The sequence below is a fragment of the Streptomyces sp. NPDC127108 genome, assembly GCF_042677545.1.
GTDB lineage: Bacteria > Actinomycetota > Actinomycetes > Streptomycetales > Streptomycetaceae > Streptomyces.
Genome location: NZ_JBHXTE010000034.1, coordinates 23,092 through 38,988 on the forward strand (window position 1 = coordinate 23,092; position 15,897 = coordinate 38,988).

Genomic DNA, 15,897 nt, shown 5'->3' on the forward strand with positions numbered 1-15,897 from the left:
GGGCTCACCCGGCCTTTCGCGGGCCGAGCTCGGCGGCCCACGGGTAGTAGAGGTACGCCTGGGACGCGGGCGGTCCGGTCAGCCTGTCGCTGAGGACGAGCGCGGTCGGCACCTGCGCCACGGGGATCCAGACGGCGGCGTCCACGAACCGCCGCTGGATGTCGGTGGTGAGCCGGGCCCGGCGCTCGTCGTCGAGCGTGGCGAGGGCGCGGTGCGTCAGTCGGTCGTACGTGGCGTCCTTGAAGCCGACCCAGTTGTTGGAGGAGTCGGACAGGCCGTTGTCGTAGAAGCCCATGGGGTCGGACTTGGAGATGTACCAGTCGCCGACGAGGGCGTCGATGTCGGCGCGGGCGCCGGGGTCGCTGTAGAACTCCTCGAACTGGGCGGGCGGCACCGTCTTGATCTGCGCCTTCAGACCGATGCGCTGGAGGGCGGCGCGGGTGGCGTTGGCGACGACCGTGCGGCCCTGGCTGCTGTCGGTGCCGATCACGATCGGGTCGTCGGGCGCGCCCGCCTCCTTCACGAGCCGTTTGGCCTCGGCGAGGTCGTCGGCGGTGGGCGTGACCGGCGCCACGGCCGCCAGCTTCCGCTGGGCGGCGGCGAAGTGCCGCTTCTCGTACCCCCAGGCGCCCGCCCCGACCGGTGACGCCCACGGCTGCACGAGCCCGCCGTAACCGGAGTTGGCGATGCCCTCGCGGTCCAGGGCGAGGGACAGGGCGCGCCGGACCGCCGGGTCCTTCAGGCCGCCGCGGGCCGTCGGGATGAGGACGAGGGAGGCGGTGGAGGGGCCGTAGTACTGCTTGAGGCCCTTGGTGGCGCGCAGGGCGGCGGCGGTGTTGGGCGACTCGGCGTACGCGCCGTCGGCCGCGCCCGTCTTCAGGGCGTTCACGAGGGCGCTGTCGGACGCCCAGCGGAATTCGACGCGGCGGGTCAGCGGCCGCTTGCCCCAATACCCCTCGTACGCCTCGATGGTGAGGGAGTCGCCGGACTTCCAGCCCTTCAGGCGGTACGGACCCGAGCAGGCGTCACCGTGCCCCGGGGTGCCGAACTCCTTCCCGGCCGCCCGCACTTGACGCGGATTCCAGACGATGCCCGCGTCCCCGGCGAGCGCCTTGGTGAACAGGGCGTCGGGCTCCTTGAAACGAACGGTGATCTCGCGCGGCCCCGTCCGCTCCATGCTCTTCACATTGCCGAACTCGTCGGCCTGCTCCATGTCCGGGTCGGCGTGCCGCTGCAGGCTCCACAGCACGTCGGCGGCGGTGAGCTTCGAGCCGTCGTGGAAGGTGACGCCGTCGCGGACGGTCAGGACGAGGGTGCGGTCGTCGGGCGTACGGACCTTCTCGGCGAGGAACGGCTTGACGCTCATGTCCGGCTGGAGCTGGTAGAGCCGCTCGCAGACGTTGGTGAGGACGACGCGGCCCGCGCTGGTGCCCTGGGTGTCGAGGTCGAGGGAGTCGGGCTCGTCCTCCAGGAGCCAGTCGGCGCGGTCGAGTCGGCCCTGGGCGGGCGGGGTGGTCGGGGAGAGCTTGAGCCTGGCGGCGTCGGCGGGCTTGCCGCCGAGGGCGGAGGTGTCGGCTCCGGCGCAGCCCGCGGCGGCGAGCAGGGCGAGGGCGGCGAGCCCGGCCCCGACGGCGCGCGGGCGCGGGGCCCGCATCGGGGACGGCGGCCGCGTCGGGCGCTTCGTGGTCATCTGGCTTCTCCGTACGGGCCGTCGTAGAGGTTCCACGGAAGGTGCTGGTAGTCGCGGTCGCAGGGGGTGCCCGCGGTGACGCGGTAGTCGCCGGTCGTCAGGTCCACGCAGGAGGAGACGAGGGTGGCCCAGTGCTTGAGGGGCGGGCGGCGCGGGTCGGGGTGGGTGCACAGCGACTCGGGGTGGCCCAGGTGGTCGGAGAGGGCCTGCTTGATGATCTTCAGGGACTCGTCGGGTCCGGTGGCGCCGCGCAGGGCGCGCAGGCCCTGCTCCGCGCGCGGGACGCGGATCAGCGAGTCCGGGGACATCGGGCGGTACTCGGCGGCGAGGGCGGCGGGGACTCCGGCCTGGTAGTGGTTGCCGTGCACGAGGAGTCCGTCGGTCGGATACATCCAGCCGTGCCCCGCGGGTGTCGTCTCCAGGTCGAGGGCGAAGCCTTCGCGGCAGGTCAGCAGGGCGTTCGAGGCGATGTGGGCGCGGGTGCGGCAGAGCACGTCGACGGCGTCGGTGATGACGTGCCGGTCCAGGACGTCACGGCGTACGACGGTCTGCGGCAGGCCGACCGCGTCGTCGAAGCGGCCGCCGAGGCCGTTGGCGTTCAGCGCGATCCCGGCGGAGTTGGCGCCCTGGCGGCCGATCTGGCCCGCCTCGACCTGCATGATCAGCGTGGGCTTCGGGGGCTGGACGACGCGCAGCATCACGACGGTGTCGGCGACTCCGGCGCGCCAGTCCCAGTTCTGCCCGGCGTAGACGTGGCCGTCGCCGCTGGCCTCGCCGTAAGCGGCGAAGGAGGTGCAGCCGTCGGGGGGCTCCTCCTCCGTGCCGGAGGACACCCCTCCCGCCCCCGGGGTGGCCATGTCCCTGAACGACCGGTCGTAGATCACCTCACCGCGGGCGTTCAGGGCGAGGACGTCCAGGAGGCCGACGCCCGCGCCCTCGGCGATGCCTGCCATCTCCTCGACGAGGTGCGGCGCGTGGTCCTCGACCGGCTTGAGCCAGCGGGCGGCCCGGTCCGTCACCTGGCCCCAGGTCAGCCCGGCCGACTGGCCGAACGCGGCCTCGTAGTACGCGAGCGCCGCGTGCAGCTGCGGGCGGACCGCCTCGCCGTACTGGCGGCCGCGGGCGGTGGGGGCGCCGGAGATCTCGACGACCGGGAGCGTTCTGGACGGGTCGGCCGGAAGGAGGGCGGCCGGGTCGGGGGCAGCCGGGTCGGTCGGGCCTGCGGGGGCGGTGCGCGGTGCCATGCTTCTCCTCGCGACGGAGAGGTCCCCGGGACCGCCGTCCTGTAACGTCGGTTACGGAACTCTCTCTCCTTGGAATGCGTTGTCCAGGAGAGTAACGGGCATCACACGGGAGTCAATAGCTGTAATGGAAATTTCAGGGATGCCTGAGGGCGAGGACGGCGGCGCGGGGGCGGTCGGAGGTGGCGCGGCCGGGGGCCTGGCCCGGCTGCGGGCCGCCGTGCGGGACCAGTGGGAGACGCTGTCCGCGTCGGAGCGCGCGGTGGCGCAGTATCTGGCGGGGGCGCCCGCCGAATCGCTGCTCTTCGCGTCCGCGCAGGAGCTGGGGTCGGCGAGCGGGACCAGCAACGCCACGGTCGTCAGGGCCCTCCAGCGCCTGGGGTACGCGGGCCTGCCCGCGCTCAAGCGCGACCTCACGGCGGACTTCACCTCCAGCGTCGCGCCCGAGGTGCGGCTCGCCCAGCGCATCGCGCACGTGGGGCGGGACCTCGGCGGCATCTGGGACGAGGTCTTCGACGAGGCACAGGACCGCATCGGGCACGCCCGCCGCCTCACCTCGGACGAGGCGCTGCGCACGGCGGTGGGCGCGCTCGCCGACGCGGGCGAGATCCACTGCTTCGGGGTGGCCGCGTCCGAGCTGGCCGCCCGGCACCTGGCGCTGGCGCTCGGCCGCATCGGGCGACGGGCCCGGCACGTGGGGTCGACCGGGTTCACGCTCGCCGACGACCTGCTCGCGCTGCGGCGGGGCGACGCCGTCGTCATCTTCCAGCCCGGACGGGCCCTGCCGGAGCTGGCGGTGCTCATCGACCGGGCGCGGGCCGTGGGGGCGCGGGTCGTCCTCGTGACGGACGAGCTGGCGGAGACCTACGGCAGCAGGGTGGACGCCGTGCTCACGGCACCGCACACGCCCACCGGGATAACCACCGAGGCCCTGACGGCCCTCGTCGTCGCGGACGTGCTGCTGCTCGCACTGACCACGCTGGACGAGGCGCGGGCCGTCGACACGTCACATCAACTCACCGCGCTGCGGGACCAGTTGCTGGAGCCGAGGCGGCGGAGGGGCTGAACGCGCGCGCCCGCCCTCTCCTACCTCCGGTGGGCGCGGGCGGCGGCGCCCTGGGCCGCCTTCCACGCCCGGCGCATGCGGTCGCCGACCGCGCAGTAGTCCGTCCGCCGGCAGGACGGACAACCCGACAGATGACCCAAGTAGTCGCCGTAGGCCCGGGTCGCCCACTCGTCGAAGCCGAGGCCGGAGTCGGGACCGGAGTCGGGGCCGGGGTCGGACGTCGTGGGGTTCACGGCGCCACCGTCCGCACGGGGAGCGGTTCGGCGGTCATCAGGAGTGCGGCCAGGTGCCCGGGGTCGCACAGGTCGCCGGGCGCCGACGGCGGGACCACCCATCGCGTCAGCGTCGTGAGGGGGTGGCCGAGGCGGGGCACACCGAGGAGCGTGATCGTGCTGAGCCGCTCCTCGGCTCCGCGCCAGGCGGCGTCCGTGGCGATGAGGACGTAGTACGGGCCGTAGGCGCTGCGGACATCGCGGATGACGGGGCCGTCGAGCCAGTCGGCCAGGAACGCCGCGACCGCCTGCGGCTCGCCGCCGCCCACGGCCGCGTGGACGCGCTCGGCGGGAACGCGGATCGCGTCGAAGCGGCGGCCGAGGGGGAGCAGGGCGAGGCCTTGCCGGGCCCAGGCGAGGTGGACGGATTCCGGGTGGGGGTCGGCTGCGGCCAGCCAGGCGGCGATGACCCCTCGGCCCGGGCCTCGCCCCCGGTCAGGGCTTTTCGGAACGGGCCCGGATGTCACGGCCTCACCCATGTCGACTCCTTCGCGGTCGGCCATGCTCCGGAGCCGTTCGCACGGTCGCCGGGGCGTGTCGTGACTGCCGACGCTAGGGGCGCGGTATCGAGGACATCCAGCGATGTGCAGCGATGTGCGCATGAATCTCTGACGGTCTGCAGTACTGATGTGCGCTCTTGACGCCATGCGGACCGAGCGGGAAGTTGATGCACATCAGCGCACGACCATGAACGCTGGAGGCGGCCGTGGACTTACAGTTCGTCGGGATCGACCCCGACACCGGGAAGAACGGGTCACCCACAGCCTGGGTGGACCAGGAGAACGCGGACATCGTGATCCAGGGCTACGCCGCCGACCAGCAGACGCGAGACCAGTGCGTCGCCCGGACAGCCCCGGGGCACGCGTCGGGCATCCCCGACCACGAGACCGTGATCCGCGTTCCCGCCCGTCTGGTCCCGGTCCGGAGGGAGGCCTGCGATGCCGCAGAACGCGCCCAGTTTTGACGACCTCCTCAAGGCCGCGCGACACTCGGCGGTGCACCTCGAGATGCGTGACCAGTACGCCGTCGGTGACGAGGCCGACGACTTCAACTCCTGGGCACGGACCGGCCGTCGGGACATCGACCCCGGCTCGGAGTACTGGGCGCCCTGGGTCGACGTGATCTCCGGGGCAGTCGCCCGTGGCGTGGTCGTGCGCCGTGCACGGATCGTGTCCGAGCCGGTCACCGACTACATCCGGTACGAGCACGCCGGTGCTGTCGTCAACATCGCAGCCGGGGAACAGGTCAGATGGCTGCCCCGGCCGCATGCGGTCGACTTGATGCTGCCGGGCGCCGACCTGTGGATCTTCGACGGGGCGCGCGTGCTGTTCAACCACTTCACCGGAGACGGCAACTGGGCCGACCCGGACATGGAGTTGCGTTCCGAGCCCGGCATCGTCAAACAATGTGTCGACGCGTTCGAAGCAGTCTGGGACCGCGCCGTCCCGCACGAGCAGTACGAGATCCACTGACACCGAAGGCACCACGGCCAGCTCATGCCCGTCTCACCGTCGTCCTCAGCCCACGCCGCCCGCGAGAACGTGGCGCGGCGACTTCGAGGCCTGCGGAGGAACGCCGGTCTGACGGTCACCGAACTGGCCACCCAGTGCGGCTGGCACCACGCCAAGACCAGCCGGATCGAGAACGCGCACACCCCGCCCTCACCCACGGACATCCGCCTCTGGTGCCGCGCGACCGGCGCCGTGGATCAGGTCCCGGACCTGATCGCCTCCTCCCAGCACGCCGAGTCGCTCTACCGCGAGTGGCGTCGCCGCGTCCGGACGGGCCTGGCCAGGTTGCAGAGCAGCTACACCGAGCTGTACCGGTCGACCGAGCTGCTCCGCGTGTACTCCCCGGTGCTCGTTCCTGGTCTGCTTCAGACGGAGGGTTACGCGACAGCCCTGTTGAGCCGAAACGCCCAGCTCCTGGACGTCCCCGACGACGGGGCGGACGCGGCAGCCGCACGCGTGCAGCGCTCGCAGGTCATCCACGAGCCGGGCCACCGCTTTGTGTTCGTGATCGAGGAAGCGGTGCTGCACTACCAACTCGGCGACGCGGACGCGATGGCGGCACAGTTGGGATACCTCCTGACCGCAGGTGCGCTCCCGCAGGTGTCGTTCGGGCTCATCCCGACGGCGACGCGCGAGCGGGTGCTGTCGCCGCAGGAGACGTTCGACGTGCACGACGACACGCTGGTGTCGGTCGAGCTGCTGTCCGCCGAGGTGAACGTCACCCAGCCGTCCGAGATCGCCTTGTATGTGAAGGCATTCGAGCAGTTGCGGAGCATGGCGGTGTACGGCGCCGACGCGCGCGCGTTGATCGTGAAGGCCATCGACGCGCTGCGCTGATCCCAGGCCGGGCACGCCTGGGCGCGCTGACGCCGATGAGCGCCCCGGCCAACACCGCTGACGTTTCCCGTCATCCCGCGGGCCCCGCCCCCTCCCTAGCGTCGAGCCATGACTCCCCCTCCCGCGTCGCCGCAGGCCGAACGCCCCCGGACCCTGTCCGTCCTCGCGGAGTGGGCGGCCGACCGCCACGGCGGGCTGCCCGCGCTGCGGTTCAAGCGTGACGGCGGCTGGCGGGAGGTCACCTACGAGGAGCTGCGCACCGCCGTGCGGGACGTGGGCCGCGCCCTCATCGGGCTCGGCGTCGAACCGGGCGACCGCGTGGCGATCCTCGCCGAGACCCGCGTGGAGTGGACGTACGCGCACTTCGGGACGATGGCCGCGGGCGCCGTCGTCGTGCCCGTGTACCCGACGGCGGGCGACGACGAGGTGACCTGGGTCCTCGGTGACTCCGGCGCCTCGGTGGTGCTCTGCGAGGACGCGGCCCAGGCGGCGAAGGTGGAGAGGCTGCGGGGGAAGCTGCCGGGGGTGCGGCGGGTGGTGGTGATGACGGGGGCGGAGGCGTACGCGGGGGCGGCTGCGCCCGGTGCCACCGACGCGTGGGCGGCTGCGCCCGGCACCACCGACGCGCTGCCGGAACAGGCCACCGACGTACTGCCGGAACGGGCCGACGACGTCCTGCCGGAACGGGCCGACGACGTCCTGCCGGAACGGGCCGACGACGCGCTGCCGGAACGGGCCGACGCCCCGGCCGACGACCTCCTCGCCCGCGCCCACGCCCGCACCCCCGCCGACCCCGCCACCATCATCTACACCTCCGGCACCACCGGCCCGCCCAAGGGCTGCGTCCTCACCCACGGCAACATCGGCGCCGTCCAGGACGCCTCGCTGCCCCTGATCGAGGGCGGCCCGGGCGACGCCACGTACCTCTACCTCCCCCTCGCCCATCTCCTCGCGCAGCTCATCGAGTTCACCACCCTCATCGAGGGCGGCACGCTGGTGTACTTCGGCGGCCGGATCGAGGACGTCGTCGGCGAGCTGGCCGAGGCTCGGCCCACGCATCTGCCGTCCGTACCGCGCCTGTTCGAGAAGATCCACTCGGTGGTGCTCTCGCTCGCGGAGTCGCAGGACGGCGGGCGCGAGCGGTTCGAGGAGGCGGTACGGATCGGGGTGCTCGCGGCCGACGGGGTGCTGCCCGACGAGCTGCGGGACGCGTACGAGGCCGCCGACAAGACGCTGTACGGGCCGGTCCGGCAGGCGCTCGGCGGGCGCGTGCGGTGGGCCCTCACCGGTGGCGCGCCGATCGCCCCGCACGTCCTGGACTTCCTGCGGGCCTGCGGCATCCGGGTCTTCGAGGGGTACGGAATGACCGAGTCCGGCGGCGTCATCAGCCTCAACCACCCGGCCGCCGTGCGGTACGGCACCGTGGGGCGGCCCATCGCGGGCTGCGAGGTGCGCATCGCGGACGACGGCGAAGTGCTCGCCCGCGGCGCCAACGTCTTCCCCGGCTACCACGCCGACGAGCCCGCCACCCACGCCGCCCTCGACGACGACGGCTGGCTGCACACCGGTGACCTGGGCGCCCTCGACGAGGACGGCTATCTGCGCATCACCGGCCGCAAGAAGGACCTCATCATCACCTCGGCGGGCAAGAACCTCACCCCGTCCCTGTCCGAACTCGCCATCCAGGCATCCCGGTTCGTCTCCCGCGCGGTCATGGTGGGCGACCGGCGGCCCCACCCCGTCGCCCTGATCACCCTCGACGCGGAGGAGGTCGCGGGCTGGGCCTCCCGGTCGGGCCTGACCCTCACCGAACCGGCGTCGGCCGACCCGAGGGTCCGCGCCCTCGTCCAGGAGGCGGTCGACGCGGCGAACGCACAGGTCTCGCGTCCGGCGATGATCCGGACATTCGCTGTCCTGGATGAGGACTTCTCGGTCGCGGACGGGCTCCTGACGCCGAGCCTGAAGGTGCGGCGGCGGGCGGTGGTGGAGCGGTACGCGGAGGTGGTGGAGAGCTTGTACGCCGGGGAAGCGGGAGCTGCTGGCGGTTAGGGGATGCGGGAGCTACTGCCGGTCAGGGGAAGCGGGAGCTGCCGGTCAGGAGACGCCCACGAGCCGCAGCAACGCCGTCGCCCCCGCCGCCCCCATCACGACCAGCGCGAACGGTGCGCGCCGCCACGCGAGTACACCCCCGACCAGCACCCCCAGCGGCCGTGACCAGCCCGCGAACCCCTGCCCCTCGGTGAGCGCCCCGGTGGCGAGCAGCGCGACGAGCAGCACGGTCGCGCCGACGGTCAGCAACTCCTGTACGCGGACGGGCAGTTCGACGCGCCCGTGGAGGAGAGGTCCGGCCAGGCGGAAGGCGTAGGTGCCTGCGGCGAGGACGAGGACGCAGAGGAGGTAGGCGTTCATGAGGGGGCTCCCGGGGAGGCGGGGGCGGGCTCCGTGGTGGGCTCGGGGGCGGGATCTTCGTGGGCCTTGGTTCGGGGGGAGGTCGGGGCCTGCCCCTGGGCCGGGGCCGCGCCCGTCCCCTGGGCCGCGTCCGCCCCCTGGGCCGCGTCCGTCCCCGAGGCCGCGACGGCCACCCCCTTGCCCGGCCGCCTCCGCATCGCCACGAGCCCGAGCAGCGCGAGCAGCACCGGCGCCCCGGCGGGCAGGACCGGCGTGGCCGCGACGGCGATCACCGCGCCGAGGGCCCCGGCCCGGCGCGCGTTGCCGCTGTCCCGCAGCGCGGGCATCACCAGCGCGAGCAGCACCGCGGGGAACGCGGCGTCCAGCCCGAACCGTCCGGTGTCGCCGAGCGCGGACCCGGCGAGCGCGCCCGCGAGCACGCTCACGTTCCACACGGCGAAGAGGCCGAGCCCCGATATCCAGAAGGCGGCCTTCCGGCTCCTCCGGTCCGGCTGGGCGAGCACGAACGCCGCCGTCTCGTCGGTGATCAGGTGCGCGCCCACGAGGCGGGCCGCCCAGGACCGGCCCAAGCTGTCGGAGACGGCCAGACTGAAGGCCGCCGTACGGGAGTTGAGCAGCAGCCCGGTGGCCGCGGCGGCCGCGGCGCCACCGCCGCCCGCCAGTACGGCGACGGCACTGAACTGGGCGGAGCCCGCGTACACGAGCAAGGACATGGTGACCGGGACCCAGAGCGGCAGGCCGTCCGCGACGGCGATCGCGCCGAAGGAGACGCCGACGACGAGGTCGGCGGCCCAGACGAGCGCGATGTCGCGCAGGACGCCCGGGGGCAGGTCGGAGAGGCGGACGAACCCAGTCGTTCGTTCTGCAGGGCCGTCCGTTCGGTGTGGCGAACGCATGCACGTAGCATGGGCAGACGGGTCCGCGTTCGTCAAGCCGAACGATTGGTACCCTGTACCGAACGAAATGGCTCGCGAGTGAGCGCGGGAAGATCCCAGGAACGAGACGTCCGGGAACCGGAAAGTCCGGGAACGGGAAGAGCGCAGGAAGCGGAGCGCACCGCATGACCGAAGACGACAAGGCCGCCGCCACGCCTCCGAGGCTGCCCCGCGACTGGATCGCCGCCGCCCTGCGCCGGGAGCGCACCCGGGCCGGCCTCTCCCTCTCCGAGCTGGCCAAACGCGCCGGAATCGCCAAGTCCACGCTGTCCCAGCTGGAGGCGGCCACGGGCAACCCGGGCATCGAGACGCTCTGGGCACTCGCGGTGGCCCTCGGCGTGCCGTTCAGCGTGCTCGTCGAGTCGCCGGGCCCCGCCGTGACGGTGATCCGCGCGGGCGAGGGTCCGACGATGCGCGCCGAGCAGGCCTCGTACGCGGGCACGCTGCTCTCGGCGGGCCCGTCCGGCGTGCGCCGCGACATCTACCACGGCGCCATGGAGCCGGGCTCCGTGCGCGAGTCCGAGCCGCACATCCCGGGCTCGGTGGAGCACCTGGTCGTCAGCACGGGCCGACTGTCCGCGGGCCCGGACGGCGAGAGGGTGGAGCTGGGCCCCGGCGACTACATGTCGTACCGGGGCGATGTCCCGCACGCGTACGAGGCGCTGGCGCCGGGCACGACGTTCGTCCTGGTGATGCAGCACGTGTAGCCCGCCGGGGCGCCACCGCCCGCGCGCTGGAGACGACGTCGCCGACGAGCGGGACGCCGCCACCCCTGTCATGCACGCCGATCCGGCCAACCCCGGGGCTCCCCCGCCGCACTCCCGCCGCACCCTTCTTGCGCACGCCCCCGGCAGCTAACGTCATGACCATGGCCAGGCGGACGATCACCGTGCACCATGTGCGGGCCGTGCTGCGCGGGGCCGAGCGCGCGGGTGTCGACACCGTGCCGCTGCTGCAGGCCGCGCAGATACCGCCGCTGCTGCTCGGGGACGACCGGGCGCGGGTGACGGCCCCTCAGTTCGCGCGGCTCTTCCGGGAGTTGTACCGGGCGACGGAGGACGAGTTCCTGGGGCTCGGCTCGTCGCCGAGCAGGCCGGGGACGTTCGCGATGATGTGTTACGCCACGCTCGGCTGCCACGACCTGGGGGCGGCGATGGAGCGCGGGGTGACGTTCTACGGCCTGTTTCCCGGCGGTCCGGACCTCGCCCTGACGCGCACGGACGACGGCGTCGTCTTCACCGTACGCAACGACCTCGACCAGGACTTCTTCCTCGCCGAGTGCCTGGTCATCATCTGGCACCGGCTGTGCAGCTGGCTGATCGGCCGCCGCATCGAGCTGCGCTGGGCCGACTTCGGGCATCCGCCGCCCCCGCACAAGGACGAGTACGAGGAGCTGTTCGGCTGCCCCGTCCGGTTCGGCGCGGAGCGCACCGGCGCCGGGCTCGCCCCGCACTGGCTGGCGGCGCCGCTGGTGCGGGACGAGGACGCGCTGGCGGCGATGTTGCGCCGGGCGCCGTTCGACCTGCTTTCGCGGCGGGAGTACGGGACGACGGTCGCCGAGCAGGTGCGGCGGGCGCTCGCCGTGGCGCTGCGGGACTCGCCGCGCCTTCCTTCGCTCGGCGAGATCGCGGCGCGGCTCGCGGTCAGCCCGGCGACGCTGCGCCGCCGGCTCACACAGGAGTCGACGTCGTACCAGCGGCTGAAGGACGCGGTGCGGCGGGACGCGGCGATCGCGGGGCTCGCGGAGGGGCGCGAGCCGATCGCGCGGATCGCGGCGCGGCTCGGGTTCTCCGAGGACACGGCGTTCCACCGGGCGTTCCGCAGGTGGACGGGGACGACGCCGGGGGCGTACCGGGCACAGGCGCCGGGCGGACGGGAGCGTACGGGGGCGGACGGGGCCGACGCGCCGGACGCCGCCGGGGCCGGTTCACCGCCGCGTGCGGCCGGGGCTGATACACCAGGTCAACGAAGCTGAGCGTTCCCGTCAGCCCGGAACTTACTCGGGAGTCACTACGGTCGACGCCTGTACCCGACGCATTCCCCCTCGTCCCGCTCGACCTTTCTTTCCCCCACGAACAGTTGGGAGAGCCGCATGCACCTACCCACCAGCTTCAGAGCCGTCGCCCTGGCGGCCGCCGCGGGCCTGGCCGCCGCGACCCTCACGACCACCGCGCACGCGGAGGACACGAAGAGCACCGCCGGGGACCGGGCCCCGGCCGCCGCCCCCGGCGACATCGTCAGCTCCGAGCCGAGCGCCTTCCACCCGCTGCCCGGCCAGCCCACGAACACCAAGGCGTGGAAGATCCACTACCGCTCGACCACGGCGAAGGGCACCCCGAACACCGTCTCCGGCACGGTCATCGTGCCGCAGGACGGCCGCACCGGCCCACGCCCGCTCATCACCTACGCCGTCGGCACGGTCGGCGTCGGCGACCACTGCGCGCCGAGCGCCGGGTTCCCCCGCGGCACCACGATGGAGGCGAACCTCATCCAGCAGCTCACCCTGCGCGGCTGGGCGGTCGCCGTGACCGACTACGAGGGCCTCGGGACGCCCGGCGACCACACGTACACGGTCGGCAGGGCGGAGGGCCAGGCGGTCCTGGACGCCGCGCGGGCCGCGATCCGGCTGCCCGAGGCGGGCCTGTCGAAGGACTCGCCGGTCGGCATCATGGGCTACTCGCAGGGCGGCCAGGCCTCCTCGTGGGCGGCCGAGCTGCACGGCTCGTACGCTCCCGACCTCAAGGTCAAGGGCACGGCGACCGGCGGTGTGCCCGGGGACCTGCAGAAGGTGGCCGCCTTCAACGACGGCTCGTACGGCTCGGGCCTGATCTTCATGGCGGCGATCGGCCAGGACGCGGCGTTCCCCGAGCTGAAGCTGGAGTCGTACCTGAACCCGGCGGGCAAGGCGCTGATCGGCGCGCTGCGCAACTCCTGCGTGGCGGACGGGGCGGTCCTCGGCTCGTTCAAGCGGATCAAGGACATGACGGTCAAGAACCCCCTGGAGCAGCCGGACTGGCAGCAGCGCCTGCGCGAGTCCCAGGTCGGCACCCGCGCCCCCGACGCGCCGGTGTACCTCTACCACGCCCTCGCCGACGAGCTGATCCCGTACGGCGTCGGCAGCCAGGTCCGCAAGGACTGGTGCGCGCGCAAGGCGAACGTGGAGTGGCACACCGTCCCGCTCGGTGAGCACGTCACCGGCGTCATCACCCAGTCGCCGCTGGCGGCGCAGTGGCTGGCGGAACGGTTCGCGGGGAAGCCGGCGAAGGGCAACTGCTAGCGGGGACCGGTCCCACCCCCGGGCGAAGCCGTCCGCCTCCGGGCAGACGGCTTCGCCGTTTCGGTGCGCGGCAGCAGCCACCCCGACAGCCCCGCCGTCACGAGCAGCGTCACGCCGACCACCACGAGCCCCTGCCGCATCCCGGCCACCGCGAAGCCGGACCCGCCGTCCGCGCCGCCGATGAGGGCGCCGAACAGGGCCACCGACAGGGCTCCGCCGGTCTGGCGCAGGGAGTTGAGGAGGCCGGACGCCGTGCCCGCGCGGTGGCCGGGGACGGTGTCGAGGAGCAGGGCCGTGAGCGCGGGGACGGCGAGAGCACCGCCGATGCCGGTCGGGGCGAGGAGCAGCAGGACCAGCCAGAGGGGGGTGTCCACGGCCAGGGGGAGCAGCGCGAACATCGCGACGGCCAGGATGAGTTGGCCGGTCACGATGACCGGGCGGCGGCCGACGCGCTCTGCGAGGCGCGGTGAGACGAGGTTCGTCGAGGTGATGAGGACGGCGAGCGGCACGAACATCAGGCCCGTCGTGATGCCCGACATGCCGAGCAGTTCCTGGCAGTACAGGCCGAGGACGAACACCACTCCGTAGAAGCCCGCGTTCACGGCGAAGCCGACCGCGAGGGAGACGCCGACCTCGCGCCGCCGCAGCAGGGGCAGCGGCACCATGGGGGCGCGATGGCGCTTCTCGGCGGTGTGGAAGGCGAGCCCTGCGGCGACCGTGACCGCCACGGCCACGAGGACCGCCGGGTGCGTCCAGCCCGCGTGGCCACCCTCGATCACGGCGTACGCGAGTCCGGCGAGGGCGAGGACGGCGGTGAGCTGGCCGGGCACGTCGAGGGGGGCCGGGCGGCGCGGGGACGGGGCCGTGCGGCTCAGGAGGGCCAGGATCAGGGCGCCGACGGGCAGGTTGAGGAGGAACACCGCGCGCCAGCCCACCGTCTCGGACAGCACCCCGCCGAGGACGGGGCCCGCGGCCATCGCGACCGAGCCGCCGACCGTCCACAGCGCGATGGCGCGGGCCCGGCGCCCCGGGTCGTCGTACGCCTGTCGGATCAGGGCGAGCGAGGCGGGCATGACGACTGCCGCGGCCGCGCCCTGCGCCACCCTGGCCGCGATCAGCCATCCGATGCCGGGCGCGAGCGCGCAGGCCAGCGAGGCGAGCGCGAACAGGGCCGTCCCCCAGGCGTACGCGCGCCGCGCCCCCGCCCGGTCCGAGAGCGCCCCCGCGGAGATCATCAGCGCCGCGAACATCAGCGTGTACGCGTCCACGACCCACTGCAGCCCGGTCATCCCGCCGTGCAGGTCGGCCCGGATGCCGGGCAGCGCGATGTTCACGGCGGACACGTCGACCGTGATGACGGTGAAGCCGAGCAGGGCGGCGACGAGGGCGAGGGCGGGGCGCTCGGGTCGGGTGGGCGCGGCGGGTTCGGCGGGTTCGGGTTTCACAGGGGGCGCAGGCTCCGCGGAGGGTGCGGGTTCCACGGCGGGCGCGGGCTCCACAGGGGGCGCGGGCTCCGCAGAGGGCGTGTGCGGCGCCGGATCCGTGGGTGCGGCGGCCCGCTCCGCGCAGGGGACGGTGGACGACATGCGGAATCTCCTGGGTACGAGGGGGTACGAGCGGGGCCGCGGGGCCCGCGCAGGGCCCAGGGGCGAAGAGGTGCGGCCGGGTGGGCCGCCTCCACCCTCCGCCGCCCGCGCGCCCCCCGGCAGACCGCGGTGTTCCTGGCCCTGACACGGCCCCCCACATTCGCGCCGGGTCACGGACACTGGACCCATGACGCACGGCACCTCCGAGAGAAACGGCACCGAGCTGGGCCGCTACCTGCGCGCCCGCCGCGCCCAGGTCAGCCCCGCGGAGGCGGGCCTCCCGGCCGGGACGGGCCTGCGCCGCACGCCGGGCCTGCGCCGGGAGGAGCTGGCGACGCTCGCCGGGGTCAGCGTCGACTACTACACGCGCCTGGAGCGGGGCCGCGAGAGCAACCCCTCACCGGCCGTGATCGACTCCCTGGCCCGCGCCCTGCGGCTGTGCGGCGACGCCCACGAGCGCCTGCACGACCTCGCCGAGCTGGCCTCGGGCCGCCTCAGCGAACCGCCGCCCACCACCGAGTTCGCGGTGCGCGACACCGTCGTACGGATGCTGGACGCCCTGCGCCCGCTGCCCGCGTACGTGGTGAGCCCGCACAACTACCTGCTCGCCGCGAACACCCCGGGCCGCCGTCTGATGCCCGGCCTGTTCGACTGGCCCGCCGAGCAGCGCAACATCACCCGCTACATGTTCCTGCACCCCGTGGGGCGGGAGCTGTACGTGCCGTGGGAGGAGACCGTCGCCAAGTCGGTGGCGCATCTGCGCGCCGTCGGCGGCCGGGACCCGGACTCGCCGCAGCTGGCCGCCCTGGTCGGTGAACTCTGCCTGAAGTCGGCGGAGTTCGCGCGCATGTGGGACCGGTACGAGGTGCGGGAGCGCGGCGGCGGCGTGAAGTCGTTCGCGCACCCCAAGGCGGGGGCGATGTCCCTCACGTACGAGGTGATGCGCCTGGCCAGGACGGGCGGCCAGCGCCTGGTCACCTACCAGGCGGAGCCGGGCAGCGCGGACGAGGCGGCGATGCTGAGCCTGGACCCGGCGGCCCGCACGGCGCCACCGCCCCCTCAGCCATAGCCAT

Annotated in this window: 15 protein-coding genes and 1 pseudogene; 9 read left to right on the forward strand and 7 right to left on the reverse strand. The window is 73.7% G+C overall.

The genetic code is table 11. The features are described 5' to 3' along the window. Nucleotides 1-4 precede the first annotated feature (4 nt). Both ACFVHO_RS26555 and ACFVHO_RS26560 read right to left on the reverse strand, forming a co-directional pair. On the reverse strand, nucleotides 5-1,690 hold the full coding sequence (locus ACFVHO_RS26555; RefSeq protein WP_385719461.1) for an ABC transporter substrate-binding protein: 1,686 nt from the start codon (nucleotides 1,688-1,690) through the stop codon (nucleotides 5-7). Continuing rightward, on the reverse strand, nucleotides 1,687-2,934 hold the full coding sequence (locus tag ACFVHO_RS26560) for a C45 family autoproteolytic acyltransferase/hydolase (RefSeq protein ID WP_385719464.1): 1,248 nt from the start codon (nucleotides 2,932-2,934) through the stop codon (nucleotides 1,687-1,689). The genes ACFVHO_RS26555 and ACFVHO_RS26560 overlap by 4 nt, the downstream gene beginning before the upstream one ends. Nucleotides 2,935-3,073: 139 nt before the next feature. Between ACFVHO_RS26560 and ACFVHO_RS26565 the strand changes: the two genes are divergently transcribed. After that, nucleotides 3,074-3,997, forward strand: coding sequence for a MurR/RpiR family transcriptional regulator (locus ACFVHO_RS26565; protein ID WP_385719467.1), 924 nt, complete (start codon nucleotides 3,074-3,076; stop codon nucleotides 3,995-3,997). Nucleotides 3,998-4,017: 20 nt separating this feature from the next. On the opposite strand, the gene ACFVHO_RS26570 is transcribed toward ACFVHO_RS26565, so the two are convergent. After that, nucleotides 4,018-4,230, reverse strand: coding sequence for a hypothetical protein (locus ACFVHO_RS26570; protein ID WP_385719470.1), 213 nt, complete (start codon nucleotides 4,228-4,230; stop codon nucleotides 4,018-4,020). Next, on the reverse strand, nucleotides 4,227-4,748 hold the full coding sequence (locus ACFVHO_RS26575; protein WP_385719473.1) for a hypothetical protein: 522 nt from the start codon (nucleotides 4,746-4,748) through the stop codon (nucleotides 4,227-4,229). The genes ACFVHO_RS26570 and ACFVHO_RS26575 overlap by 4 nt, the downstream gene beginning before the upstream one ends. Nucleotides 4,749-4,975: 227 nt before the next feature. On the opposite strand from ACFVHO_RS26575, the gene ACFVHO_RS26580 reads away from it, so the two are divergent. From ACFVHO_RS26580 to ACFVHO_RS26595, 4 genes are all read left to right on the forward strand, one after another. Beyond that, nucleotides 4,976-5,233: a hypothetical protein gene (locus ACFVHO_RS26580; protein ID WP_385719476.1), complete on the forward strand. Its 258-nt coding sequence runs from the start codon at nucleotides 4,976-4,978 to the stop codon at nucleotides 5,231-5,233. Then, on the forward strand, nucleotides 5,208-5,741 hold the full coding sequence (locus tag ACFVHO_RS26585; protein ID WP_385719478.1) for a DUF6879 family protein: 534 nt from the start codon (nucleotides 5,208-5,210) through the stop codon (nucleotides 5,739-5,741). Before ACFVHO_RS26580 ends, ACFVHO_RS26585 begins: the two co-directional genes overlap by 26 nt. A 24-nt stretch (nucleotides 5,742-5,765) precedes the next feature. After that, nucleotides 5,766-6,617, forward strand: a complete 852-nt coding sequence (locus ACFVHO_RS26590; RefSeq protein ID WP_385719480.1) for a helix-turn-helix domain-containing protein — start codon at nucleotides 5,766-5,768, stop codon at nucleotides 6,615-6,617. A 108-nt stretch (nucleotides 6,618-6,725) separates the two neighbouring features. Further along, complete coding sequence (locus ACFVHO_RS26595; RefSeq protein ID WP_385719483.1) at nucleotides 6,726-8,666, forward strand: AMP-dependent synthetase/ligase; 1,941 nt, start codon at nucleotides 6,726-6,728, stop codon at nucleotides 8,664-8,666. 45 nt (nucleotides 8,667-8,711) lie between these two features. Here ACFVHO_RS26595 and ACFVHO_RS26600 read toward each other — a convergent pair whose 3' ends face one another. Next, nucleotides 8,712-9,026 carry an AzlD domain-containing protein gene (locus ACFVHO_RS26600; RefSeq protein WP_385719486.1) on the reverse strand — a complete coding sequence of 105 codons (315 nt, stop codon included), beginning with the start codon at nucleotides 9,024-9,026 and terminating at the stop codon, nucleotides 8,712-8,714. Between the two features lie 173 nt (nucleotides 9,027-9,199). After that, nucleotides 9,200-9,922: pseudogene (locus ACFVHO_RS26605) on the reverse strand (AzlC family ABC transporter permease); the annotation flags it as partial. Nucleotides 9,923-10,086: 164 nt separating this feature from the next. On the opposite strand from ACFVHO_RS26605, the gene ACFVHO_RS26610 reads away from it, so the two are divergent. The 3 genes from ACFVHO_RS26610 to ACFVHO_RS26620 all read left to right on the forward strand — a co-directional run bounded on the left by ACFVHO_RS26610 (nucleotide 10,087) and on the right by ACFVHO_RS26620 (nucleotide 13,238). Continuing rightward, nucleotides 10,087-10,668 carry a helix-turn-helix domain-containing protein gene (locus tag ACFVHO_RS26610; RefSeq protein WP_385719489.1) on the forward strand — a complete coding sequence of 194 codons (582 nt, stop codon included), beginning with the start codon at nucleotides 10,087-10,089 and terminating at the stop codon, nucleotides 10,666-10,668. A 161-nt stretch (nucleotides 10,669-10,829) separates the two neighbouring features. After that, nucleotides 10,830-11,936 (forward strand): AraC family transcriptional regulator ligand-binding domain-containing protein, encoded by a 1,107-nt coding sequence (locus ACFVHO_RS26615; RefSeq protein ID WP_385719492.1) that lies wholly within the window; start codon nucleotides 10,830-10,832, stop codon nucleotides 11,934-11,936. Between the two features lie 117 nt (nucleotides 11,937-12,053). Next, complete coding sequence (locus tag ACFVHO_RS26620) at nucleotides 12,054-13,238, forward strand: lipase family protein (protein WP_385719494.1); 1,185 nt, start codon at nucleotides 12,054-12,056, stop codon at nucleotides 13,236-13,238. Here the strand turns inward: ACFVHO_RS26620 and ACFVHO_RS26625 are convergent. After that, nucleotides 13,235-14,824 carry an MFS transporter gene (locus tag ACFVHO_RS26625; RefSeq protein ID WP_385719496.1) on the reverse strand — a complete coding sequence of 530 codons (1,590 nt, stop codon included), beginning with the start codon at nucleotides 14,822-14,824 and terminating at the stop codon, nucleotides 13,235-13,237. The genes ACFVHO_RS26620 and ACFVHO_RS26625 overlap by 4 nt on opposite strands. Before the next feature lie 187 nt (nucleotides 14,825-15,011). Between ACFVHO_RS26625 and ACFVHO_RS26630 the strand changes: the two genes are divergently transcribed. Then, nucleotides 15,012-15,893, forward strand: a complete 882-nt coding sequence (locus ACFVHO_RS26630) for a helix-turn-helix domain-containing protein (RefSeq protein WP_385719499.1) — start codon at nucleotides 15,012-15,014, stop codon at nucleotides 15,891-15,893. Nucleotides 15,894-15,897 lie beyond the last annotated feature (4 nt).